At 71.0% G+C, this 23,301-nt stretch carries 20 protein-coding genes; 11 read left to right on the forward strand and 9 right to left on the reverse strand.

What is annotated here, in order from left to right; all coding sequences use genetic code 11:
* The first annotated feature begins 369 nt into the window (after positions 1-369).
* The 6 genes from ABT147_RS05445 to ABT147_RS05470 all read left to right on the forward strand — a co-directional run bounded on the left by ABT147_RS05445 (position 370) and on the right by ABT147_RS05470 (position 6,958).
* Complete coding sequence (locus ABT147_RS05445) at positions 370-3,843, forward strand: DNRLRE domain-containing protein (protein ID WP_351402832.1); 3,474 nt, start codon at positions 370-372, stop codon at positions 3,841-3,843.
* Between the two features lie 144 nt (positions 3,844-3,987).
* Entirely contained in the window at positions 3,988-4,434 is a 447-nt protein-coding gene (locus ABT147_RS05450; RefSeq protein WP_351402833.1) for a VOC family protein, read from the forward strand.
* 104 nt (positions 4,435-4,538) lie between these two features.
* The gene (locus ABT147_RS05455) at positions 4,539-4,946 is read left to right on the forward strand and encodes a hypothetical protein (protein ID WP_351402835.1); all 408 of its coding nucleotides are present in this window, start codon (positions 4,539-4,541) and stop codon (positions 4,944-4,946) included.
* Positions 4,943-5,461 (forward strand): thiol-disulfide oxidoreductase DCC family protein, encoded by a 519-nt coding sequence (locus ABT147_RS05460; RefSeq protein WP_351402836.1) that lies wholly within the window; start codon positions 4,943-4,945, stop codon positions 5,459-5,461. The genes ABT147_RS05455 and ABT147_RS05460 overlap by 4 nt, the downstream gene beginning before the upstream one ends.
* Positions 5,462-5,602: 141 nt before the next feature.
* Positions 5,603-6,280 (forward strand): TetR family transcriptional regulator, encoded by a 678-nt coding sequence (locus ABT147_RS05465; protein ID WP_351403021.1) that lies wholly within the window; start codon positions 5,603-5,605, stop codon positions 6,278-6,280.
* A 90-nt stretch (positions 6,281-6,370) separates the two neighbouring features.
* On the forward strand, positions 6,371-6,958 hold the full coding sequence (locus ABT147_RS05470; RefSeq protein WP_351402837.1) for a Uma2 family endonuclease: 588 nt from the start codon (positions 6,371-6,373) through the stop codon (positions 6,956-6,958).
* On the opposite strand, the gene ABT147_RS05475 is transcribed toward ABT147_RS05470, so the two are convergent.
* Positions 6,939-9,386, reverse strand: a complete 2,448-nt coding sequence (locus tag ABT147_RS05475) for an MMPL family transporter (RefSeq protein WP_351403022.1) — start codon at positions 9,384-9,386, stop codon at positions 6,939-6,941. The two genes, ABT147_RS05470 and ABT147_RS05475, sit on opposite strands and share 20 nt — an antisense overlap.
* 270 nt (positions 9,387-9,656) lie before the next feature.
* Here ABT147_RS05475 and ABT147_RS05480 point away from each other — a divergent pair, with 270 nt between their 5' ends.
* Positions 9,657-10,325, forward strand: coding sequence for a response regulator transcription factor (locus ABT147_RS05480; RefSeq protein ID WP_351403023.1), 669 nt, complete (start codon positions 9,657-9,659; stop codon positions 10,323-10,325).
* Positions 10,322-11,842 (forward strand): sensor histidine kinase, encoded by a 1,521-nt coding sequence (locus ABT147_RS05485; RefSeq protein WP_351402838.1) that lies wholly within the window; start codon positions 10,322-10,324, stop codon positions 11,840-11,842. The genes ABT147_RS05480 and ABT147_RS05485 overlap by 4 nt, the downstream gene beginning before the upstream one ends.
* 20 nt (positions 11,843-11,862) lie before the next feature.
* On the opposite strand, the gene ABT147_RS05490 is transcribed toward ABT147_RS05485, so the two are convergent.
* From ABT147_RS05490 to ABT147_RS05505, 4 genes are all read right to left on the reverse strand, one after another.
* Entirely contained in the window at positions 11,863-12,261 is a 399-nt protein-coding gene (locus ABT147_RS05490) for an ATP-binding protein (protein ID WP_351402840.1), read from the reverse strand.
* A 176-nt stretch (positions 12,262-12,437) separates the two neighbouring features.
* Positions 12,438-13,991 (reverse strand): ABC transporter substrate-binding protein, encoded by a 1,554-nt coding sequence (locus ABT147_RS05495; protein ID WP_351402841.1) that lies wholly within the window; start codon positions 13,989-13,991, stop codon positions 12,438-12,440.
* 225 nt (positions 13,992-14,216) lie between these two features.
* Positions 14,217-15,593 (reverse strand): metallophosphoesterase, encoded by a 1,377-nt coding sequence (locus tag ABT147_RS05500; RefSeq protein ID WP_351402842.1) that lies wholly within the window; start codon positions 15,591-15,593, stop codon positions 14,217-14,219.
* Positions 15,594-15,617: 24 nt separating this feature from the next.
* A complete protein-coding gene (locus ABT147_RS05505; RefSeq protein WP_351402844.1) occupies positions 15,618-15,860 on the reverse strand; it encodes an SCO4848 family membrane protein in 243 nt (80 codons plus the stop codon).
* Positions 15,861-16,023: 163 nt separating this feature from the next.
* On the opposite strand from ABT147_RS05505, the gene ABT147_RS05510 reads away from it, so the two are divergent.
* A complete protein-coding gene (locus tag ABT147_RS05510) occupies positions 16,024-17,343 on the forward strand; it encodes a D-alanyl-D-alanine carboxypeptidase family protein (protein ID WP_351402845.1) in 1,320 nt (439 codons plus the stop codon).
* 107 nt (positions 17,344-17,450) lie between these two features.
* On the opposite strand, the gene ABT147_RS05515 is transcribed toward ABT147_RS05510, so the two are convergent.
* From ABT147_RS05515 to ABT147_RS05525, 3 genes are all read right to left on the reverse strand, one after another.
* Positions 17,451-18,350: a YihY/virulence factor BrkB family protein gene (locus ABT147_RS05515; protein WP_351402846.1), complete on the reverse strand. Its 900-nt coding sequence runs from the start codon at positions 18,348-18,350 to the stop codon at positions 17,451-17,453.
* A gap of 73 nt (positions 18,351-18,423) precedes the next feature.
* Entirely contained in the window at positions 18,424-19,365 is a 942-nt protein-coding gene (locus tag ABT147_RS05520) for a decaprenyl-phosphate phosphoribosyltransferase (RefSeq protein WP_351402847.1), read from the reverse strand.
* Positions 19,358-19,915, reverse strand: coding sequence for a phosphatase PAP2 family protein (locus tag ABT147_RS05525; RefSeq protein WP_351402848.1), 558 nt, complete (start codon positions 19,913-19,915; stop codon positions 19,358-19,360). The genes ABT147_RS05520 and ABT147_RS05525 overlap by 8 nt, the downstream gene beginning before the upstream one ends.
* Before the next feature lie 143 nt (positions 19,916-20,058).
* On the opposite strand from ABT147_RS05525, the gene ABT147_RS05530 reads away from it, so the two are divergent.
* Entirely contained in the window at positions 20,059-21,615 is a 1,557-nt protein-coding gene (locus ABT147_RS05530; protein ID WP_351402849.1) for an FAD-binding protein, read from the forward strand.
* Positions 21,616-21,656: 41 nt separating this feature from the next.
* Entirely contained in the window at positions 21,657-22,412 is a 756-nt protein-coding gene (dprE2, locus tag ABT147_RS05535; protein WP_351402850.1) for a decaprenylphospho-beta-D-erythro-pentofuranosid-2-ulose 2-reductase, read from the forward strand.
* A gap of 123 nt (positions 22,413-22,535) precedes the next feature.
* On the opposite strand, the gene ABT147_RS05540 is transcribed toward dprE2, so the two are convergent.
* The gene (locus tag ABT147_RS05540; protein WP_351402851.1) at positions 22,536-23,117 is read right to left on the reverse strand and encodes a 2'-5' RNA ligase family protein; all 582 of its coding nucleotides are present in this window, start codon (positions 23,115-23,117) and stop codon (positions 22,536-22,538) included.
* Between the last annotated feature and the right edge of the window lie 184 nt (positions 23,118-23,301).

The raw sequence follows: 23,301 nt of genomic DNA on the forward strand, positions 1-23,301 counted from the left end.
GGATGTGATGATCGCCACGGTGCGTAACATGACGTAACGGCAGGTGAAGTTTAAACTCGCATTAACCTGCGGTACCGGAAGCCGTCACCCGTCTGCGATCAATCACGCAATTCGCTGGGTCTCACCGTAAATACCCGCTTAACCAGTGTGGTTAAGTCCCCGTCTACGGCGCTTTGCTCCAAAAACCCTGACCCGCGCAGCAGTTGTCGGCCTGAAATCCCAACCATGCTTACGGCTCGGGTCGTTGATCGACTCAATCCCTTCCCGCCGCTTGCGAAGCGTGACGGCAGCGCACTCTTGAGCCATCATCGGCTGGCCCGGCCGAGCCCTGTCCCGCGCCGGTTCCATGGGGGAAGGGGAACTCGCCCGATGACGCGCAAGGAGCGCAACCGGCGTCGCGTGCCCGGCGGACGGACCACCGCCGCTGTACTCACCGCGGCGCTCGCCGCCACCGGCATCACGTTCGTCGGACTCGGTCTGGACGAGTCCGGTTCACGTGACAAGCCGAACAGCGACCGCAAGGCGAAGCCGGTCACCGAAACCACCGCGCTCGTGCGGGCCGCGAAGACCGGGAAGCCCGTCGAGGTCACGGCACTGCGCACCACGCGGTCCACCACCTGGGCGCGCCCCGACGGCAGGATGGCCAAGAAGCTCTACTCCTCCCCCGTCCGGGCCAAGGTGGACGGTGCTTGGAAGGACATCGACTACGACCTCCACCGCACCGGGAAGGGCTGGGAGCCGAAGGCCACCAACACCGAAATGGTGTTCTCCGCCGGCTCCGAGGCGACACGTGACGGCGAGGAGCGTGCCTCCCGGTCCACCGCGCACCGGGTCTCCCTGCTCAAGGGCCTCAGGGCGGCTGCGGCCGAGTCGAGCACCCTCGTCACCCTCACCGTCGACGGCCACGACATCCAGCTCACCTGGCCCGGCGCGGTCCCCGCACCGATCATCGACGGCTCCCGCGCCCTGTACCCCGAGATCTTCCCGGGCGCCGACCTGGTGCTCACGGCCGACGACGACGGCTTCGCGCAGTTGCTCGTCCTCAAGAACCGGCAGGCCGCGGCCGACCCGCGCGCCAAGCAGCTCACCTACGGCATCACGTCGGCGGACCTGTCGTTCCGGCTGAACCCGATCACCGGTGTCCTCGCCGCCGAGAACGCGGACGGCGACGAGGTCGCGCTGTCGCCGACGCCGCTGATGTGGGACAGCAGCGGTGCCCCGGCGGTCACCGACGGCTCGGTCGGCGCCTCCTCACAGCCGACCGACTCCGAGAGCCCGGACCCCGTCGACTCGTCCACCCCCGCGCCGAGCGACGACGCGAGTCCCACCGAGGAAGAGCTCGTCGAGACGGACGAGCAGATCGACCCGGACCCCGAAGAGCTCCCGGTGGCCGCCGACGGCCCCGGGCCCACTCCGTCGGACTCTCCTCTGCCGACGGCCCCGGCCGAGCCGACGCCCGAGCCCTCCCGGACCGGCTCCGCGGCCACCCTCAGTCTGTCCGGACTCGACGGTCCCTCCCCCGACTCCCGCGGCGAGCTCGTCGAGACCGATCTGTCGGGAGCGAACTGGCTTCTCACCCCGGACCAGGACTTCCTCAACGACTCGGCCACCAAGTACCCGGTCTTCATCGACCCGTCGGTCAAGAAGCATGTCCAGGACTGGACCACGGCGTACAGCCGGCACCCCAACGCCACGTTCTACAACGGCAAGGGCTTCAACAAGGGCGGTACGCACGAGGCCCGGGTCGGCTTCGAGTCGGACACCTGGGGTACCTCGCGCTCGTACTTCAACATGACCTTCGACAAGGATCTGAAGGGCACGAAGATCGAGTCGGCGAAGCTGTACGTGCTGGAGTCGTACTCCTGGTCGTGCAGCGCCCGCTCGATGAGCGTGCATCTCACCGGCAAGGTCAGCGGACGCACCAACTGGAAGAACGCGCCCAAGCTGCACGACGGCAACAAGATCACCACCAAGAGCTTCGCTCATGGCTACAAGTCCAGTTGCCGGGACGCCTGGGAAGCCTTCAACGTGCGTACGGCCGCCCAGAAGAAGGCCGACGAAGGCCGGGACAGCATCACTTTCGGGATGCGTGCCAGGGACGAGAACTCGCAGTACGCGTGGAAGAAGTTCCACGCCAACGGGGAGAACCCGCCCGTGCTCGAACTCGTCTACAACCGCAAGCCCACCGCTCCCACCTCCCTCGACCTCGGCCCCGACGCCAAATGCACCACCACCCAGCCGTACGCCCGGATGGGATCGGGAGGCCTGACATTCACCGCGAAGGCGTCCGACAAGGACAAGAACCTCGATTTCCTCGACTTCGACCTGTGGCCGCACGGCAAGTGGGCGACGACGGGTGATCTTCTCGGCGCGACCGGCAAAGTGTCCGTGGGATCGGACAAGGACACGGCGCTCAGGACGACGAAGGAGTTCTCCACCAGCAAACTGACCAACGGCACCCTCTACTCCTGGCGGGTGCGGGCCTGGGACGACGCGGAATCGTCCTCCCCCTTCTCCCCGGCCAAGACACCGTGCCGCTTCGTCCTCGACACCGCCGCGCCGAAGTCGCCCAAGGTGAGCTCCACCGACTTCCCCAACGCCGACGGCGACGAGAACGGCTTCGGCAGCGGCGCCGAGGACTCGAAGTGGAGCACCAAGAAGTTCGGCACGGCAGGCACGTTCACCGTGCGTGCGCTCAACACGGACGTCGTGCGGTACGAGTACGGGTTCAACGCGCCCAGTTATCCCTTCCATCTGGACCGGAAGGCCGGGACCGCGACCACCGTCAGCGCGACTCTGACCAACGCCAAGCCTCCCACCGCCGGTCCCAACGTGCTGTACGTGCGGACCGTGGACGGCGCGGGCAACGTGTCGCAACCCACGAAGTACTTCTTCTACGTCAGCCCCCGTGACCAGGCCGACTCCCCCGGCGACTTCACCGGGGACAAGCTCCCGGACCTGATGGTCGTCACCGATGCCGGCAACCTGGCCCTCTACCCCTCCCAGGCCACCAACGACCTCTCCAAGGGCTCCGGCGACCTGGACTATTCGATGGCCGGCGCCTACCGGTCCAACCCGGCCAAGGATCCGAACGGCGACGATCTGCCGCCGTACGTCGCCGCGCCCTCCGGTCACTTCAAGGGTGCTCTGATCACCCACAACGGTGACATCTACGGCGGTGACGGCCTCCAGGACCTGATGGTGCGCGTCGGGGGCAAGCTGTGGGTGTATCCCGGTGACGGTTACGGCGCTGTCAACATCGACAAGCGCGTGGAGATCCTGCTCCCCGAGGGGGCACCCAGCCCCGCCTCGTTCACGCAGATCGTTTCCACGGGTGATGCCACCGGTGACGGCCGCACCGACTTCTTCGCCACCGCGGGCGACGAACTGTGGGCCCTCACCGGCTACCACGGCGCCACCATCGACCAGGCGATCCGGTTGTCGGGCTCCGCCTGGGCCGAGCGCGACATCGTCACCGTCCTGGACATCACCGGCGACGGAGTGACGGACATGGTGTACCGCACGGACGTCCATGCCCAGCTCATGCTCCGCAAGGGCATCGCGGCGAGTGGTGGTGGCACCGATCTGGAGTCCCTGTCGTCCGGCGCCGACTCCTCCGGCGGCAAGGACCTCGAGTACGGTTCCGCCGGCTGGTCCAACGCCAATGTCCCGCTGCTCATCGGCACTCCGGACGCGAACGGGGACTCCATTCCCGACGTCTGGACCGTACGGTCCGACGGCTCGGTCCGCTTCTACGCCGGCGGCAGGACCTCCCTGCCGGGCTCGGGTACCGAGATCGTCGCGCCCGCGAGCTACTGGAAGACCCGGATCGCCATCGGCTGATCGCAGCCCGGAAGAGGGAAGGGCCGACCGTGAACGTCCGCGGTCGGCCCTTCTCCATGTCCGTGTCCGCCTCTGTCCCGACCCTGCCATGACCGCGTGCTGTCGCTCCCGCGGCTGCGCCGACCGAAGCTCTAATCTGACGACATGTCAGACAATGAGTCACATCAGTTGCACGAGTCGGATGAGTCGGACGAGTCGTACGAGCTGCTCGGCTTCGACAACGCCCTCCTCCCCGTAGGTGACCTCGGCGAAGCCGTCTCCTTCTATGAGCGGGCCGGCTTCGCCGTGGCCTTTCGGCTGGACGAGGCGGGGATCGCGGGGCTGAAGGTGGGCAAGGAGACGCCCGGGCTGCTGCTTCGCGTGGAGGACGAGTTGCGGCATCGGCCGCCCGTGTGGGGATCGGCCCGGATGTGGCTGGAGGTGCGGGACGCGCGGGGCGCCGCGCGGGCGCTCGCGGCGGCGGGGGTGCCGCCGCTCGACGCGCCGTTCTCCGTGGCGACCGGATGGACCGTCGAGTTCGCGGACCCCTGGGGGAACGTCATCGGGTTCACGGACTACAGCAAACGGCCGGAGCTGGCCCGCACCGGATGACCGCCCGCCCCGGAAGATGACCGCTTGAACGCGTTCAAAAATGGGTCTACAGTCTCACCAAGAACATTTTGAACGTGTTCAAGAAGCCCGGAAGGGGTGGGGGCATGGACCTCACGGTCGTCGCGTATGTCGTCTATCTGCTGGTCGGTGTGGGGCTGACGGTGTGGGTGGCGCGGACGCTGAGCAGGAACGGGCGGATCTTCCTCTCGGATGTGCTGCGGGGAAACGAGCAGCTCGCGGACGCGGTGAACCACCTGCTGGTGGTCGGGTTCTATCTCGTGAACCTGGGGTTCGTGGCGCTCTACCTGAACTCCGACGACGCCATCACCAGCCCGCGTGAGGTGTTCGAGACGGTGTCGTCGAAGCTCGGCGTGGTGCTGCTCGTGCTGGGGGGACTGCACCTGGGGAACGTGTTCGTGCTGAACAGGTTCCGGCGGCGGGGCGTCATGGAGCGGGAGCAGCTGCCGCCGGTCGCGCCGCAGGGCTGGGCCGCTCCGACGGGGCGGGCATGAGCACCACGGCCGGGACGGCCACCGAGGACCGGGGCGCCGAGCGCGTCCCGGTCCTCCGGCTCACCGTGCTGTACGACGCCGGGTGCGGGCTGTGCGCCTTTCTGCGGGAGTGGCTGGGCAGGCAGCGGCAGTTGGTGCCGCTGGGGTTCGTGGCGGCGGGGTCGGAGGAGGCGCGGCGGATGTTCCCATCGCTCGACCACGGGGCGACGCTGGAGGAGATCACGATCGTCGGGGACGGCGGGCAGGTGTACCGGGGGGCCTCCGCCTGGATCGTGTGTCTGTGGGCGCTGCTCGAGCACCGGCCGCTCGCCCACCGGCTGAGCACCCCGGCCGGGGCCCGGCTCGCGCGCACCGCCGTACTCGCCGCCGCGCGGTGGCGGGGCACCCACCGGCAGCCCGGCTCGGGTTGCGGAAGCGGCGGGGCCGAGCTGACGGGATGGGCGTACGACCGGCGGTACGGGTGGCTGTACCGCCCTCCCGGCGGCTGCGACACGGGTACCTGCGCGACTCGTTAGGCTCTGCCCGTGGCCGCACTGAACGACAACCCCAGCCCAGAGCCCGGTGCCGACCAGCCCGACGCGGGGGCCGGCGGCCCCAGGGACGGCACGGAGCAGCCCGGCCCCAAGGGTTCCGCCAAGTCCGAGCAGACCCGCGCGCTGATCCTGGAGACCGCGCTGCGGCTCTTCCAGGAGCGCGGGTACGACAAGACGACGATGCGGGCCATCGCGAAGGAGGCCGGGGTCTCCGTCGGGAACGCGTACTACTACTTCGCCGGCAAGGAACACCTGATCCAGGGGTTCTACGACCGGATCGGCGTCGAGCACCTGGCGGCGGTGCGGCCCGTGCTGGAGCGGGAGAAGGATCTGGAGGCGCGGATCGCCGGGGTGCTGAAGGCGTGGCTGGACGTCGCGGAGCCGTACCACGAGTTCGCGGCGCAGTTCTTCAAGAACGCGGCCGATCCGGACAGTCCCCTCAGCCCCTTCTCCCCCGAGTCGGAGGGGCCCCGCGAGGAGTCCATCGCCATCCACCGCGAGATCCTCGCCGGATCCAAGGCCAAGGTCCCGGACGAACTCCGGGAGATCCTGCCCGAGTTGATGTGGCTCTCCCTGATGGGTCTCGTCATGTACTGGGTCTTCGACCGGACGGAGGGACGCGAGCGCAGCTACCGGCTCGCCGAGCGGGGGGCCCGACTGACGACCCGGGGCGTCTCACTGGCTCGGTTCCGGGTGATGCGGCCGCTGGTCCGCGAGATGCACGAACTGTTCACGGACTTCTTGCCGGGCATGACGAAGGTGCTGCCGGATCCGGGGGTCAGGGGGCGGGCGGCGGAGTGATCACTTTCGGGTGAAGGGGATCGAACAGGACGCCTGGCTTCATACCCGCCTACGATGATGGTCTCGACACCAGCCCATGGGAGGCACCTGATGTCCGCGGCAGCTGTCGAGCGGTCGCACGAGGAGCGGGCGCTGATCGCCGAAGCGAACCACATCATGGAGAGCGTTCCGGGCCTCCGCGTCGAGATCATCGAAGACCAGATCCTCGTGAGCCCCGCACCGGATGGCCCGCACTCCGAGGCGCTGATGCTGTTCGCCGCCCCCTTCATGCAGCTGGGCCTCGTCCGTGCGCTCCCGGGCATCGGCCTCTGGCTGCCCAACGGCCCGGAGGACTACGCCATCCCCGATCTGTCGGTGGTCGACGACGACTACCGCGATCACCTGGTGGAGAACAGCTGCTACGACCCGATGTGCTTCCGCCTGGTCATGGAGGTCACCTCCAGCAACTGGAAGACGGATCCGCAGACCAAGGTCACCCACTACGCCAAGGCCCGCGTCCCCGTCTACGTGATCATCGACCGCAAGCACCAGCGCCTCCATGTCCTGACCGATCCGGCCCGTGGCAGCTATGGGAAGCACGGCATCCACAGCCCCGGGGAGCTCGTCACGCTCCCCGAGTCCGTGGGTGGCAAGGTCGTGCTCGACGTCGAGCGTCTCCTCAAAGCCGGTCTGTCCTGAACTGGTTGACCGCGTCCACCTCCCCCTCAGCCACCCCCGCCAGCTCCACGTCGTACACCAGCGGCCCCTCCCCCACGACCACCTGACGCGCGCGCGAAGTCGACGTCGGTGAGGTCGTCGCCAGCAGATACGGCCCCGGGCCCGGCACCGCCACGATGTACGAGCCGTCCGCCAGGGACGTCACCCGGTCCAGCTGACGGCCGCCCCTGGACAGCAGCGTCACCTCGGCGCCCTCGACCGGCTCACCGTCCGCCGTGCTGACGAAGCCGTGGATCACGGAGGCGGGACCGTCCGCCGGAGAAACCGCCGGGGGCTCCTCCTTCGGCTCCACCGCCAGATGCGGCAACCGCTTCTCCAGCCCCGCCGGGAGCCACCAGTTCGCCTTCCCCAGCAGATGCATCGCGGCCGGCACCAGGGCCGTACGGAGGATGAAGGCGTCCAGGGCGACGGCGGCGGCGAGGCCGATGCCGGCCATCGCGGCCTCCAGTTCGCCGCTCAGGACGAACGCGCTGAAGACGCACATCATGATCAGGGCCGCGCAGTTGATGACCCGGCTGGTCTCCGCGAAGCCGACGCGGACAGCGCGGGCGTTGTCCTTGGTGTGGACCCACTCCTCGTGCATGCGGCTGACCAGGAAGACCTGGTAGTCCATGGAGAGGCCGAAGAGGAGGGAGAGCATGATGACCGGGAGGAAGGCCGCGATCGGGCCCTCCCTGCCTATGCCGAGGAGTTCCGTCCCCCAGCCCCACTGGAAGATCGCCACCAGGACGCCGAAGGACGCCGCCGCCGCGACCAGGTTCATCAGCGCGGCCGTCAGCGGCACGACCAGGGAGCGGAAAGCGACCAGCAGGAGCAGGAAGCCGAGTCCGATGATCGTCGCGATGAAGTAGGGGAGGCGGTCTCCCGTCACCGACGCGAAGTCCTTCGACACCGCCGTCACGCCGCCCACGTGGGCCTGCGCCCCGGACGCCGGGATGACGTCCTCGCGCAGACGGTCGATGAGGCGGTCCGTCTCCTCGGCCTGCGGGGACGTCGTCGGGACGACCTGGATCACCGTGACGCCGTTCGCGGGCGGTACGGCCGCCGCCTGGGCCACTCCCTCCGTGGACTCGATGCGCGTCACCAGCCCCTCGGCCCCGGTGCCGTCCACGACCACCTGGAGGGGGCCGTTGAAGCCCGGCCCGAAGCCCTCCGCGAGAAGGTCGTAGGCCTGGCGGGTGGTCGTGGTGTCGCGGTGGTTGCCCTGGTCGGAGGTGCCGAGGCGGATCGACAGGACGGGGATCGCGAGGACCAGCATGACGACGAGGGCGAGGACGGCCGTGGAGCGCGGGCGCCGCTCGACGTACGCCGACCAGCGGGCCGCGAGGCCGCTCGTCAGCTCCGGTTCGGGGCCGGTGGCCGCGAGGCGGCGGCGCTGACGACGGCTGAGGACGCGCGGGCCGAGCACACCGAGGAGGGCGGGCAGCAGGGTGACGGCGGCGAGCACGCTGAGTACGACGGTCAGCGAGGTCGCGATGACGACGCCGTCCAGGAAACGGAGGTTCATCACCAGCATCCCGGCCAGCGCGATACAGACCGTGCCGCCCGCGAACAGCACCGCGCGGCCTGAGGTGTTGAGGGCCGTGACCGCCGCCTCCTCCGGCTTCAAACCGCGCAGGATGCCGCGCCGGTGCCGGGTGACGATGAACAGGGCGTAGTCGATACCGACGCCGAGACCGATCAGCGAGCCGAGCAGCGGGGCCACGTCCGGGATGTCCGTGACATGGCTGAGCAGGGCCGTGGCCATCATGCCGGTGCCGACACCGGCGATCGCCACGACGATCGGCAGCAGCATCGCGAAGAGCGAGCCGAAGGCGAGGAAGAGGACGACCGCCGCCGCCAGGATGCCGACCGCCTCGGACGTGCCCTGGGTGGCCTCCTGCGCCCGCGCGATCGCCTGGCCGCCCAACTCGACCTGGAGGCCGTCCCGTTCGGCGCCCTGGGCGGTCTCGATGACGTCGTCGATCAGGCCCTTGGGTACGGCGTTCGCCTGCTCGGTGAAGGTCACCTGGGCGTAGGCGATCGTCCCGTCCCGGCTGACGCCCGCTCCGCCGCCACCGCCGGCGCCCGCGTCGCCGTACGGGCTGGTGACGTCTCCGACGCCCGCCATCCGGCCGATCTCCGCGAGCGCGGGCTCGATCCGGGACCGTACGGAGTCGTCGTCCACCGACCCCTCGTCCACCTTCCACACCACGGTGTCGGTGTCGCCCGCGCGCTCCGGGAAGGCCTTGTCCATCAGGTCGTACGCGTGCTTGGAGTCCGTGCCCGGGAGGGAGAAGACATTCGCGTAGTCCGTGCCCGCGCTCGTGCCGGCGAAGCCGACGCCGAGCACGGTCCCCACCCACAGCAACAGGACCACCAGCCGGTGCCGATAGCACCACCGTGCCAAGGTCGCCACGATCAACTCTCCTTGTCCGACGGTCGATTGGTCGTCGCTCGGTCCCCCGGGTCCTGGCCTCACCCTCGTCCGCGGCACAGGTACGGCGACATGGCTCGGCCATGACTCTCAAGGAACTCCAAAGCGGGACCGGCCCCCCGCGGGAACTCCCGTGCGGATACTGGGGACATGACCGGAACCGAGGGCAGGCCGTCCGAGATGTACGCCGACCCGACCGCGGGCACCGACGGCACGACCACCACCGGCTGTGCGGGAGCGACCGTGCTGGTCGTCGAGGACGAGCCGAGCATCGCGGACGTCCTCGCCATCGCCCTGCGCTACCACCGCTTCGAGGTGATGACGGCCGGTACGGTCCGGGACGCGCTCGCGCTCGCCGAGCGCACCCGGCCCGACGCGGCCCTCCTCGACGTGATGCTCCCGGACGGCGACGGCCGCGCCCTGGGCCGTGAACTACGTTCCCGGCGCCCGGAGTTGGCGCTTGTGTTCCTGACGGCCCGGGACGCGCCCGCCGAGATCGTGGGCGCCCTCGGCTTCGGCGACGACTACATCACCAAGCCGTTCGACATCGAGGTGGTCGTCGCCCGCCTCACCGCCGTCCTGCGCCGCACCCGGCGTGCCGACGTCCTCCCCCAGCGCCCGCCGCTGCGCTACGGCGACCTGGAGCTGGACGAGACGACGTACTCGGTGCACCGGGCGGGCCGCACGGTGGAGCTGACGCCCACCGAGTACGCGCTGCTGCGGTTCCTGGTGCGCAACGGCGGGCGGATCGTGCCGAAGGAGCAACTCCTGCGCCACGTATGGCAGTACGAGCACGCGCCGGCCGAGTCGACCGTCGTCGAGACGTACATCAGCTATCTGCGGCGCAAGCTGGACGCGCTCGGCCCGCCCGTCATCACCACGCGGCGGGGCGTCGGATACGGGCTGGCATGACCCTGCCCCGACGGTTGTCGAGGCCGTGCCGCCGGCGCGGCCTGTACTCCCTGCGCGCCAAGCTCACGCTCGCGAACGTCGTCCTGCTCGCCGTGGGCGTCGTCGCGGCGACGGCGTTCAGCGCGATCGGCATGCGGATGTATCTGCTCGACAGCGTCGACCGGGAGCTGATGACGACCCGGGACTCCATCGGGGCCGCGCGGATCAGCATGGAGCAGATCGACGCGCTGAGCGCGCTGGTCGCCCTCAGCAACCGGGCCTCCGGCGAGCCCTCCGCCGACGGCGCCGACTCCCTCGTCCAGGGCGCCGTCTTCACCGCGCTCGACGACCGGGGCGAGCCGCTGACCATCGCCGGCTTCCCGCCGACCGACGGGCAGCGCGCGCTCGCCGCCGCGGTGCCCGATCCGGCCGCCCTGGTCGCGGACGACGAACCGTACGACGTCGACGTGGCGGGCGCCCCCCACCGGGTCACGGCGGCCCGGATGGACGACGGCACGACCGTCCTCCTCGCCACCTCCACCCGGTCGCTCCACCAGGTCATCGCCAAGGCCCTCAAGCTGGACTTCGCCGTCGGCGGCCTGCTCCTCGCGACGCTCGCCTGTCTGACCCTGTTCAGCGTGCGCCGCCGGATGCGGCCGCTGGAGGACATGGTCGAGACCTCGTCGGCGATCGCCGAGGGCGACCTCACCCGCCGTGTCCCCTCCAGCAGCGAGGCCACCCTGGAGGTCGAACAGCTGCGGCTCGCACTCAACTCCATGCTCCAGCAGGTCGAGACGGCCTACCGCACCCGCGAACGCGGCGCCGCCCAGCTGCGCCGCTTCGTCGGCGACGCCTCCCACGAGCTGCGTACACCGCTGTCCGCGATCCGCGGCTACCTCCAGCTCTACGACAAGGGCATGCTCACCGACCCGGACGAGCGCCGGCGCGCCTGGGACCGGATGAACAACGAGGTCGACCGCATGGGCCACCTCGTCGACGAACTCCTCACCCTCGCCCGCCTCGACCAGCGCCCCGAGCTCCGCCTCAGGAACGTCGACCTCACCCGGCTGGTCCGCGACGCCGCCGCCGACCTCCGTGCCCAGCAGCCCGACCGCCCGGTCACCGTCCGGGCGGAGGGCGCCCTCCTCGTCCGGGCCGACGAGTCGGGCCTGCGCCAGATCCTGGGCAACCTGGTCAGCAACGTACGCACCCATACGCCGGCGGACGTGCCGGTGCGGCTGGGGGCGGAGCGCGTGGCCGGTGTCGTACGTCTGTACGTGGCGGACGAGGGCCCGGGGCTGTCGGAGGAGGACGCGGCGCGTGTCTTCGACCGCTTCTTCAGGGCGGGGGGAGGCACGGGCAGCGGCCTGGGCATGGCGATCGTGCAAGGAGTGGCCGAGACCCACGGCGGCGAGGTGACGGTGACCACGGCCCCGGGCGATGGCTTGAAAGTGACGGTGACACTGCCGTGCCCCGAAGGGGCGCGGGGAACCGCGCGAGCAACCGAGGACAACCCGCGGCCGCCGTCGCTCGACTGACCCCCCCTCCCCCTCGGGCGCTACGGCGCCCCCACCAACGCCCAGACCGTCTTCCCGTGCCGCCCCCGGCTCCACACCCCCCAGGCCGCCGCGAGATGCGCCACGAGCCGCAGCCCCCGCCCGGTCTCGCCCCACTCGCCCACCTCGCGGAGCCGGGGCGCGTCCATGCCCTCGTCCGACACCTCGATGAAGCAGGACCCGTCCGCCAGCGCGGTCACCGCGACCTCGAACTCCCGTTCAAGCAAAGGGCCGTGGCGGACGACGTTGGTCGAGAGCTCGGAGACGACGAGCACGATGTCCGCCAGCGCCGCCGAGTCCTCCCCGTGCCCCCAGTCGACGAGATGTTCCCGTACGCGACGGCGGGCGAGCCCCACGGACGCCGGATGGCGGGGCAGCCGGAACGAGTCACGTCTCACCACGTTCGCTCCTCACCCCGATCACATCCCCGACACAGAAGATGCGCGGAGCGAGCGCCTCCTGTCACTCCCGCGAACATCCGGCCCGCGAGTTCACGTCAGCTGTCACACGGCGTCTGTCATATCCATGGCCATGTCCGTCGCCGGATCCCTCATGGGATCCGGCTTCAGATCGCTCGTCAGATCCAGTCCAGCCGCCACAGCCGGAAGACCCCGGTCCCGTCGGACAGATACTGCGCCCCGCCGACCTCCTCGGTGCTGAGCACGTACTCCTTGCGCTGCCACAGGGGGATCATCGGCACGTCCTGGGCGACGACCTCCTGCAGTTCCTTGAAGTCCGGGGCGGCCCGGCTGCGGTCCTCGTAGCGCTGGCTGTCCTTGATGAGCCGGTCGGCCTGCTCGCTGCTGTAGCCGTTGTTCAGGGAGCCGCCGGTGCCGACGAGGGGTCCGCCGAAGGTGTCGGGATCGGGGTAGTCGGCCACCCAGCCCACCCCGTACGCGTCCAACTTGCCCTCGGCGTACCGCTTCTGGAAGGCGGTCCACTCGTACGCCTTGGTCGTCACGTAGAACAGCCCGCTCGCCTCCAGCTGCTCCTTCAGCTCGGCGGCCTCGGCGGCGGCCGAGCCCCGGCCCTCGGCGTAGCCGTAGGTGAAGCGCACGGGCATGCCGACGCCGGCCTCGTCGAGGAGCCGACGGGCGCGCTGCGGGTCGGGCTGGGGGTTCACGTCGAAGAACGAGGTCGTGTGGCCCGTGATGCCGGCCGGGATGAGCGAGTAGAGCGGGTCGGTCGTGCCCCGGTAGACGTCGGCGACCAGCTTCTCCCGGTTGACCAGCGCGGCCAGCGCCTGCCGTACCCGGCGGTCGTGGAAGGGCGAGTTCACCCGCACGTTGAGGGCGAGGTCGCGGGTCTCGGTGCTGTCGGCCTCCAGGACCCGCTGGTCGGGATCGCTGGGCGACAGCGCGGCGAGCGTCGCGGGCGGCAGCGCGCGGGTGACGACGTCGACCCGGCGTGCCTGCCACGCCTTCTGCAGCGCCGCCGAGTCCTTGTAGTAGCGCATGAGGACCGGGCTGCCGCCGTCCTGGGCGGCGCCCTGGTAGTCGCCGTTGGGGGTGAGGCGGGCCTGTTCGGCCGAGTACGAGGTCAGGGAGTAGGGCCCGGTGCCGTCGGCGCCGCCGTCCGCGCGCAGCCGGTTCGTCGCGTACTTCGTGCGGTCGACGATCGACCCGGCGCCGGTGGCCACCTTGAACGGGAAGGTGGCGTCCGGCGAGGAGAGCCGGAAGCTGACGGTGAGCCCGTCCGCGCTGACCGACTGGAGGGTGTCGAGCAGCGCGGCGGGGCCGACGTCCGCGTTGATGCGCTTGACCCGGTCGAAGGAGTACTTGACGTCCTTCCCGGTGACCTCACGCCCACTGGGGAATTTCAGGCCCTGGCGCAGGGTGCAGCGGTAGACGGTGAGCGCGTTGCCGACGAACCCACAGCTCCGGGCGGCGTCCGGCACGGGTGCGGCGCCGCCCGGTTCGAAGGTCAGCAGTGACTGGAACACATTGCTGAACAGGGCCCAGGAACCGGCGTCGTAGGCGCCGGCCGGGTCGAGCGAGGTGACCGAGTCGGTCGTTCCGACGGTGATCGTCCTGTTCTCGTCCCGCTGGGCCGGCAGCAACTGCCAACCGCCGATCGCCGCGCTCGCCAGGACCAGCAGCGAGGCGAGAATCCGCAAGCGAACCGACCGCATCGGCGCCCCTTCCAAGGACCCCACCCGGCCCACTACGCACAGTGGTTCCGCGGTGGCGCGGATCACCTAATCACAGTCGGCGTTGTTCACGGAAGACAGGTTTTGTTGAGTTGATAAAGAACTTGGTAAGCCCGCTGCCCATATGTTTCCGAAAGGCTTCAAGACCGGCCATGGCGTCATGGAAAGACTTCTAACGCCACTTCTGGCAGCACTTCTGACGGCCCGTCACGCCTGCTTCGACGCCAGCTCCACCACCGTGATGTCCGACGGCGCCCCGACCCGCACCGGCGGCCCCCACGCGCCCGCGCCCCGCGAGACGTAGAGCTGGGTGTCGCCGTAGCGCTCCAGACCCGCGAGGGTGGGGTTGGCGGCCTGCGCGACGTAGGTCATCGGCCACATCTGGCCACCGTGGGTGTGCCCGGAGAGCTGGAGGTCGACGCCGTGGTCGACGGCGTCATGGATCTGGACGGGCTGGTGCGCCATGAGCACCACGGCCCGCGAGGTGTCCCGGTCGCCGAGCGCCTTCGCGAAGTCGGGGCCCTGGCCCTCGTCCTCGCCCGCGATGTCGTTCACCCCGGCGAGATCGAGATACGGCAGCTCGCGGCGGGCGTTCTCCAGCGGGGTCAGACCCAGCCGCCGCACCTCCTCGACCCACTGCTCGGCGCCGGAGATGTACTCGTGGTTGCCGGTGACGAAGTAGCTGCCGTGCCGCGCCTTCAGACCGGCGAGCGGCGCCGCCGCCGGGCCGAGGTCCGCCACGTCGCCGTCGACCAGGTCGCCGACCACCGCGATCAGGTCGGGCTGCGTCGAGTTGATCGTGTCCACGACCTTCTGCGCGAAGCCCCGGCCCAGCATCGGCGAGAGGTGGATGTCGCTGACCACCGCGATCCGGAAACCGTGGGCCGCGCGCGGGAGCTTCGCCAGCGGCACGGTGACGCGCTTGAGCTTGGGGCCGCGTACGACGCCGTAGGTGCCGTAGCCGACGGTGCCGAGCGCCGCGGCGGCGACGGCTCCGCCGACGACACGGGAGACGAAGAGACGGCGGGAGGGGTCGGCCGAGGCCGCGGGGCCGGCCGGCGGGGCAGGGGGCTGCGGGGGTTCCGTCGCGGAGGGCGGGGCCGGCTGCCCGGGCTCGGCGGCCTCCGTGGACTGGGTGGGCTGCGTTGCCTGAGTGGGCTGCGCCGGCTGCGAGGGCTGTGCGCCGGCCGGGACCGGTTCCGGCTCGCGCACCACCGGCTCCGGTTCCGGCCGGGGCTCCGGCTGCCGCGCGGGCGCCGGGGCGCGCCGCTCCACCAGACGGCGCACGAGGGGCCGTACGAGCTCCCCCACCAGCAGGGCCAGCAGCAGATACAGCGAGAGGGCGAGCCACATGAAGCCCGGCCAGGTCAGCGTCCGCTGCAGCCAGAAGGGGGCGCCGCCGCGTTCGGCCGCGAAGCCGGCGAACATCAGCACCGGTCCGGCGATGAACACGGCCGTGCCCACGCGTCTGGCGAGCCCCGGCCCGCGTGTCGTGTCGCGTACCAGGCGGCGCCACGCGTACCAATGCATCGCACCGAAGGCGCCCAGCACCAGCAGAGCGACGAGGACAAAAACAATGATCATCACGTCGTACTCCCGGTCGGGCGGTCAGGCGGTCCGGCGAAGGGCGCGCACTCCGCGCAACCCGATGACCCCGATGGCCGTCCCAAGGACAAAGGAGACGACGGCGAGCGTCAGATGCACCCAGAAGTACGCCGTCGGATCACCCGCGTCGTCGAACGCGAGCCCGCTGCCGTCCTTCCACAGGTTTTTGATGAAAGTGGTCCAGATGACCCAGCTCCACACCCCGAAGGCGAGCAGGAACCAGGACAGGGGGCGGCTGAGCTTCATGAGTTCAGTATCGCCGTCGTCCGCGGGGTCCTCGCGCCGGGGTGCGAGCGGGGGCGTGAGTGGGGGCGCGAGTGGGGGCGTGCGCAGGAGCGTGAACAGGAGTGGGGAAGCCACGGAGCGCTCCGGTGGGATTTACCGGTCGGAGCCATGTACTTTCTCGATCGTGCCCGCCTCCCAGAAGACCGCCAGGCGCCCCCTGCTGGTCACCTCAGCCACCCTGCTGTCCCTCTCGCTGACCTCCCTGTCGACGCTGACGGCCGCCCCGGCCTTCGCGGCGAAACCGTCACCGAGTTCGAGCGCCTCGCCGTCCGCGAGTCCCAGCACCTCGCCGTCCGCGACTCCCCCGGCGACCATGTCGACCGTCGGCGGGGAGCTGCTGGGCAAGCCGGGCACGCAGGCCACCCTCGGCGGCGACGCGCCCGTGCTGCCCAAGGGCATCAGCGCCCGCTCCTGGATCGTCGCGGACGCCGAGACGGGCGACGTGCTGGCCGCGCACAACGCGCACTGGCGGCTGGCCCCGGCGAGCACACTGAAGATGCTGTTCGCGGACACGCTGCTGCCGAAGTTCAACAGGGACGACGAGCACAAGGTCGCCCCCGCCGACCTGGCGGGCGTCGGCTCGGGCTCCAGCATGGTCGGCATAAAGGAGAACGAGACATACACCGTCCACGACCTGTGGCTCGGTGTCTTCCTTCGCTCCGGCAACGACGCGGTGCACGTCCTGTCGGCCATGAACGGCGGCGTGAAGCAGACCGTCGCGGACATGAACGCGCACGCCGAGGAGCTCCAGGCCCTCGACACCCGCGCGGTCAGCCCCGACGGCTACGACGCCAAGGGACAGGTGTCGTCCGCGTACGACCTGACGCTGATCGCCAGGTCGGGGCTGCAGAAGAAGGACTTCCGGGAGTACTGCTCGACCGTCCGGGCGAAATTCCCGGGCGAGACCAAGAAGGGCAAGAACGGCAAGAAGAGCCGTTCGTCCTTCGAGATCCAGAACACCAACCGGCTGCTCACCGGGGACAGCGGCCTCGACTCCTACCAGGGCATCGCGGGTGTGAAGAACGGCAACACCACGAACGCGGGCGCCACGTTCACCGGGGTCGCCGAGCGGGACGGCCGGGTCCTCCTCGTCACCGTGATGCACCCGGAGAAGGACGAGCACAACCAGGTCTACAAGGAGACCGCGAGCCTCTTCGACTGGGGGTTCAAGGCGGCGGGCAAGGTGACGCCGGTGGGGGAACTGGTGGCGCCCAAGGGGGCGGACACCTCCGGTGAGGGGACCGCCGAGCCCAGTGCGCAGGCGGGGGCCACGGCGTCGGCGTCCGCCTCCGGTGGGGCGGGCGGGAAGTCGGTCGCCGCGAGGGCCTCCGGCGGGGGCGGTGGGGTCGGGGTCGCCCTCGGGATCATGGGGGGCGTGTTGGTGTTGTTGGCCGGTGGGGTGTTCCTGGTGAATCGGAAGTGGCCTCTGCGGGGGAAGAAGTAAGGGCCCGGGAAGCGGCTGGGTGATGGGTGTCGGATGCGGGGTGCGGGTGCGTCGTGGCTGGTCGCGCCCACGCGGCGGAGCCGCATATCGACACAGCCCCGCGCCCCTTACAGGGCGCTGTCCTCGGCCGGGAGTTCCAGGTCCTCCGTGTCCTCGCTTTCCTTGCTGCCCTCCGCCGTCCAGGCCGCGCAGTACAGCAGGAGCTTGGTGGTGAAGTTGATCCAGAGGAGGAGGGCGATGGGGACGCCGAAGGCGCCGTACATGCTCTTGGAGGCGATGCCCTGGATGTAGCCGCTGAGGAGGAGCTTGAGGAGTTCGAAGCCGACGGCTCCTATGAGGGCGGCCACGACCAGGCGGCGGCGGGGTGGCTGGACGCCGGGGAGCAGGGTGAGGACGTAGAGGAGCAGCAGGAAGTCGGCGAGCACGGCCACGGCGAACGCGGCGATGCGGAGCAGGATGCCGCCCCACCCGTCGCGGTCGATGCCCAGCTGGTCGGCGATCCAGCCCACCGCCGACGACGCGACGGTGGAGGCGGCCAGGGTGACGAGGACCGCGCCGCCGAGGCCGACCAGGACGCCCGTGTCCTTGACCTTGGCGAGGAAGAAGTTCTCGTCGGGATCGGGCTTCTCCCAGACCGCGCGCAGACAGCCGCGCATCTCGCTCACCCAGCCGATACCGGTGAACAGCAGCAGCGCGCCGGCGATGATCCCGATCGTGCCGGCGTTCTCGGCGAGGCCGGCGATGTCCAGTTGGTCGGAGATACCGGGCACCTGCTCGGCCAGCTTGTCCTCCAGCTCCCGCTGCCGTCCCTCGCTGAGGGTCGCCGCGGCGATGGCGGCGCCGACGGTCAGCAGCGGGAACAGCGCCAGGAAGCTGATGAAGGTCATCGCCGCGGCCAACCGGGTCCACTTCACCCGCTCCAGCCGCTCGTACGACCGCCACGCGTGCGTGGTCATCAGACGCTCCACGAGGGGGCCCACCCCGGGGAGCTTTTTCAGCCAGTCCATGATCCGAACTCTGCCCCACTCGTCGGCGACCGATACCGGGTACCCCCGAGTCGGCCCGGGATCCGCCCCCGCGTCACCAGTCCGCGACCGCCAGCGCGTACATCGCCATCCACGCCGCCGCGACGAGGGTGAGGGGGCGGTCGCGCAGGACGACGTCCTCGGGCTCGCCCGCCTCGCCCCGGTCGGCGAAGACGGCGTAGCGGAGGACGGCCAGCACGAAGGCGACCATGGAGAGTTGGCGCCAGGGCAGGACGCTCGCGCTCGGTACGCCGCCCTCCTCCAGGGCCCAGAGGCAGTAGCCGAGCACGGCGACTCCGGCGGCCAACTGCCAGACGAAGCGCAGATATCCGGCCGTGTACTCGGTGAGCAGGGGCCGGGTGGCACCGGGCCGGTCGGTCATCCGCAGGGCCTCCGAGTACCGCTTGGCCGCGACCATGAAGAGCGCGCCGAACCCGGTGGTGATCAGGAACCAGCGCGACAGCGGGATGCCCAGCGCGACCCCGCCGATCATCGCCCGCATCAGGAAACCGGTGGTGACGACCGCCAGATCGACGACCAGGACGTGCTTGAGGCTGAGGCAGTAGGCGAGTTGGAGTCCGAGGTACGCCAGCAGCAGCGCGCAGACGTACGGCGGGCAGAGCCAGGCGGCGGCCACGGGCGCGAGTACGGCCAGGGCGCCGCCGGCGCCGTACGCGACCGGTACGGGCACCTGCCCGGCGGCGACCGGGCGGTGGCGCTTGACCGGGTGTGCGCGGTCCGCCTCGGCGTCCCGGGCGTCGTTGACGAGGTACACGGCGGCTGCGCAGGCCGTGAAGAGGGCGAAGACCAGGGGGAGTTGAGTGAGGGCGCGGGCGGTGAGGAGCTCCCCGGCCGCCGCGGGCGCGGCGACGACGAGCGCGTTCTTGATCCATTGGCGGGGGCGGGCGGTGCGCAGGAGGCCGCGGGCGAGGCCGGCCTTCGGGGGCGCCTGCCCGGGCGCCGCGTGCCACTCCAGGACCGCCGTGCGCTCAGCCATGGCCGCGCACCACCCAGCGTGCGCCGAGCCGCGCCGTGAGCGCCCCGAGGGCCACGCCCGCCGCCACGTCCGACGGGTAGTGCACACCGGTCACCAGCCGGGAGAGGCACATCGCGGCGGCGAGCGGGGCCGTGGCGGCGGCGAGCACGAGCGGGGCGCCCGGGGACGCCCCGTGGGCCACGACGATCACGACGGCCACCGCCGTTGCCGCCGAACTCGCGTGCGAGCTGGGGAAGGAGTGCCGTCCGGCCGTGCGGACGAGGGGTTCGACATGCGCGGGGCGGGGCCGTCGTACGACCCTCTTGACGCCCATGCTGGCCAGATGCGCCCCGGCGGTCAGCGCCGTCCCGCGCAGCCACACACCGCGCCGCCGCCGGTCCGCGGCGGCCCCCGCCAGCCCGGCCGCGAGCCACAGCAGGCCGTGCTCCCCCACCCCGGACAGCCCTCGCGCGGCCGCCGCGACGCGCGGGTCGGCGCCATGGGCGTGGAGCACGGAGAGCAGCCGCCGGTCCAGACCGCGCACGCCATCGACGACGTCAACTTCATCCATGCGAGGTCACTCTTCTAGGTGGCCGTCCAGGAACTACGGCAATCTTGAACGACATCCCATTAATCACCCATTTCGGTGAGGCGGCAGAGCGGCCGGGCCGACGTGCCCGGTTCGTTCGCATACACGGCGATACGGTCGCGGGCATGCCAGCCGACGCCGCCTCAGCCCCTCCGGCTCCCGCGCCTGCCGACCCCGGCCGCACCGTCCCCGTCACCGGCTGGGGCCGCACCGCCCCGACCGCCGCCCGGCTGCTCCGGCCGCGTACGTACGACGAGGCGGCGGACGCCGTACGGGCGTGCGGGGCACGCGGCGGGATCGCCCGGGGGCTGGGGCGGGCGTACGGGGACGCGGCGCAGAACGCGGGCGGGACCGTCCTCGACATGACGGGCCTCGACCGTGTCCACGCCATCGACGCGGACGGCGGCACGGTCCTGTGCGACGCGGGCGTCTCCCTGCACCGGCTGATGGAGGTGCTGCTCCCCCTGGGCTGGTTCGTGCCGGTGACCCCGGGGACCCGCCAGGTGACCGTCGGCGGCGCCATCGCGGCCGACATCCACGGCAAGAACCACCATGTCTCCGGGTCGTTCGCCCGCCATGTCCTCTCCCTCGAACTGCTGACGGCGGACGGCGAGATCCGCACCGTCGTGCCCGGCACCCCGCTCTTCGACGCCACGGCCGGCGGCATCGGCCTGACCGGTGTCATCCTCACCGCGACCGTCCGTCTCCTCCCCGTCGAGACGTCCTGGATGTCCGTCGACACCGAACGCGCCCGCGACCTCGACGACCTCCTCGCCCGTCTCACGGCCACCGACCGCTACTACCGCTACTCCGTCGCCTGGATCGACCTGCTCGCCAGGGGCGCGTCGACGGGTCGCGCGGTCCTGACCCGCGGGGAGCACGCGACCCTGGAGGCGCTGGAGGCGTCGGGGCCGCTGGAAGCGCCGGGGCCGGTGCCGGGGCCGTTGAAATCGTCGTCCACGCGCGCGTGGGGAGGGCGGCTGTCGTCCACGCGCGCGCGTGCAGGGCGCTTCTCGCTCGGGGACGCGCTTCGGAGGGACACGGTTCGGAGAGAGGTGATTCGGAGGGAGGCGCTCGCCAATCCGTTGGAATTCCGGACCCGCCGCCTCCCGGCCGCCCCCGCCTTCGTCCCGGACGGCCTCCTCGGGCGTACGGCCGTGGGCCTCTTCAACGAGCTGTGGTACCGCCGCGCACCCCACGCCCGGACCGGCGAACTGCAGCGGATCTCCACCTTCTTCCACCCCCTCGACGGGGTCCCGCACTGGAACCGGATCTACGGCCGGTCCGGCTTCGTCCAGTACCAGTTCGTCGTCGGGTACGGCCACGAGGAGACCCTGCGCCGGATCGTGGAGCGGATCTCGGCGCGCCGCTGCCCCTCCTTCCTCGCCGTCCTGAAGCGGTTCGGCGAGGGCGACCCCGGCTGGCTGTCCTTCCCGATGCCCGGCTGGACGCTCGCCCTGGACATCCCGGCGGGCCTGCCCGGTCTCGGCGCCTTCCTGGACACGCTCGACGAGGAGGTCGCGGCCGCCTCCGGCCGGGTCTACCTGGCGAAGGACGCCCGCCTGCGCCCCGAACTGCTGGCCGCGATGTACCCCCGGCTGCCCGAATTCCGCGCACTGCGGCGGGAGTTGGACCCGGGCGAGGTCTTCGTGTCGGACCTGGCCCGCCGCCTCGGCCTGTGAACGCCGTGGAAACCCCTGTCCCCCCACACCCAGGAGCTGTCATGAAGGACGCCTTCGGCACCCCCCAGTCCCTGCTGATCCTCGGCGGTACGTCGGACATCGCGCTCGCCACGGCCCGCCGTCTGATCGCCCGCCGCACCCGCACGGTGTGGCTGGCGGGGCGCCCCTCGCAGGATCTGGAGAACGCGGCCGTGCATCTGCGCGGGCTCGGCGCGGAGACCCACACCATCTCCTTCGACGCGCTGGACTCCGAGTCCCACGAGGCGATCCTCGGCAAGGTCTTCGCCGAGGGCGACATCGACATGGTGCTGCTCGCCTTCGGTGTCCTCGGCGACCAGGCGAACGACGAACGCGACCCGGTGTCCGCCGCGCGTGTCGCCCAGACCAACTACACGGGCGCCGTCTCGTCCGCCCTGGTCTGCGCACGGGCCCTCCAGGCGCAGGGCCACGGCTCCCTCGTCGTCCTGTCCTCCGTCGCCGCCGAACGCGCCCGCCGCTCGAACTTCATCTACGGCTCCAGCAAGGCCGGCCTCGACACCTTCACCCAGGGCCTCGGCGACGCCCTGCACGGCACGGGCGCCCACGTCATGCTCGTCCGCCCCGGCTTCGTCCGCACCGCCATGACGGCGGGCCGCCCCGAATCCCCCCTCGCGACGACCCCGGAAGCGGTCGCCGCCGCCATCGAACTGGGCCTGCGCCGCCGCTCGGAGACGGTGTGGGTACCGGGTTCACTGCGCCTGGTGATGGCCGCCCTGAGGCACGTACCGAGGGCGATCTTCCGCCGCCTGCCGCTGTAGGAGGGCGGGGCGCCACCTCTCTCGGGGGCGCGGGGAACCGCGCGAGCAACCCCCGCCCACCCGCACCCGCCGGACAACCCGAACCCCCGAGCTCTCGGGCGCCCGGCACCGCTGCCGCTACCGCTACCGCGTGGGAAGCGTCGTATCCCCTGCGGGCGCCCCCGCCTGCGGCGGCACGACGGACCCCCCGAACGCGAACTCGCGCAGCTTGCGCCAGACCCCGTCGGGCCCCTGCTCGTAGAGCGCGAAGCCGGTGCAGGGCCACTGGGCCTCGTACCCGGCGAGCTCCTCGAACGCCCGGTCCATCGCCTCCTCGGCGATGCCGTGCGCCACGGTGACATGCGGGTGGTACGGGAAGTTCAGCTCGCGTGCCACCGGCCCCGAGGCGTCCCGGACCTGCTTCTGCAGCCAGGTGCAGGCCTCGGCCCCCTCGACGACCCGCACGAACACGACGGGCGACACCGGGCGGAAGGTGCCCGTGCCGGACAGCCGCATCGGGAAGGGCCGGCCGGCCGCCGCGACCTCGGCGAGATGCGCCTCGATCGCCGGCAGCTCGACGTCCCCGACCTCGGTCGGCGGCAGCAGCGTGACATGCGTGGGGATGCCGTGAGCCGCGGCGTCGCCGAAGCCCGCGCGCCGCTCCTGGAGCTGGCTGCCGTGGGGCTCCGGGACCGCGATCGACACACCGATCGTTACGGTCCCCACGTCGTCTCCTGTCGTCGTGTCATGCGAGTTGTCGTATGTCCTCGTTGGCCGCGGTGGCGGCCGGTGGTCGCGATGCCGGCCGCGATGACCGCGATCCGTCGCACCGGCTATCGACTGTACGGCCACGGCGGTGTTCCGGGCAGGCGCAGCGGGAGTGATGTGCGGCGCTGTCGGTGGTGCGACG

Origin of the sequence: Streptomyces sp. NPDC001868 (assembly GCF_040297125.1) — a bacterium.
Classification (GTDB): Bacteria; Actinomycetota; Actinomycetes; order Streptomycetales; family Streptomycetaceae; genus Streptomyces.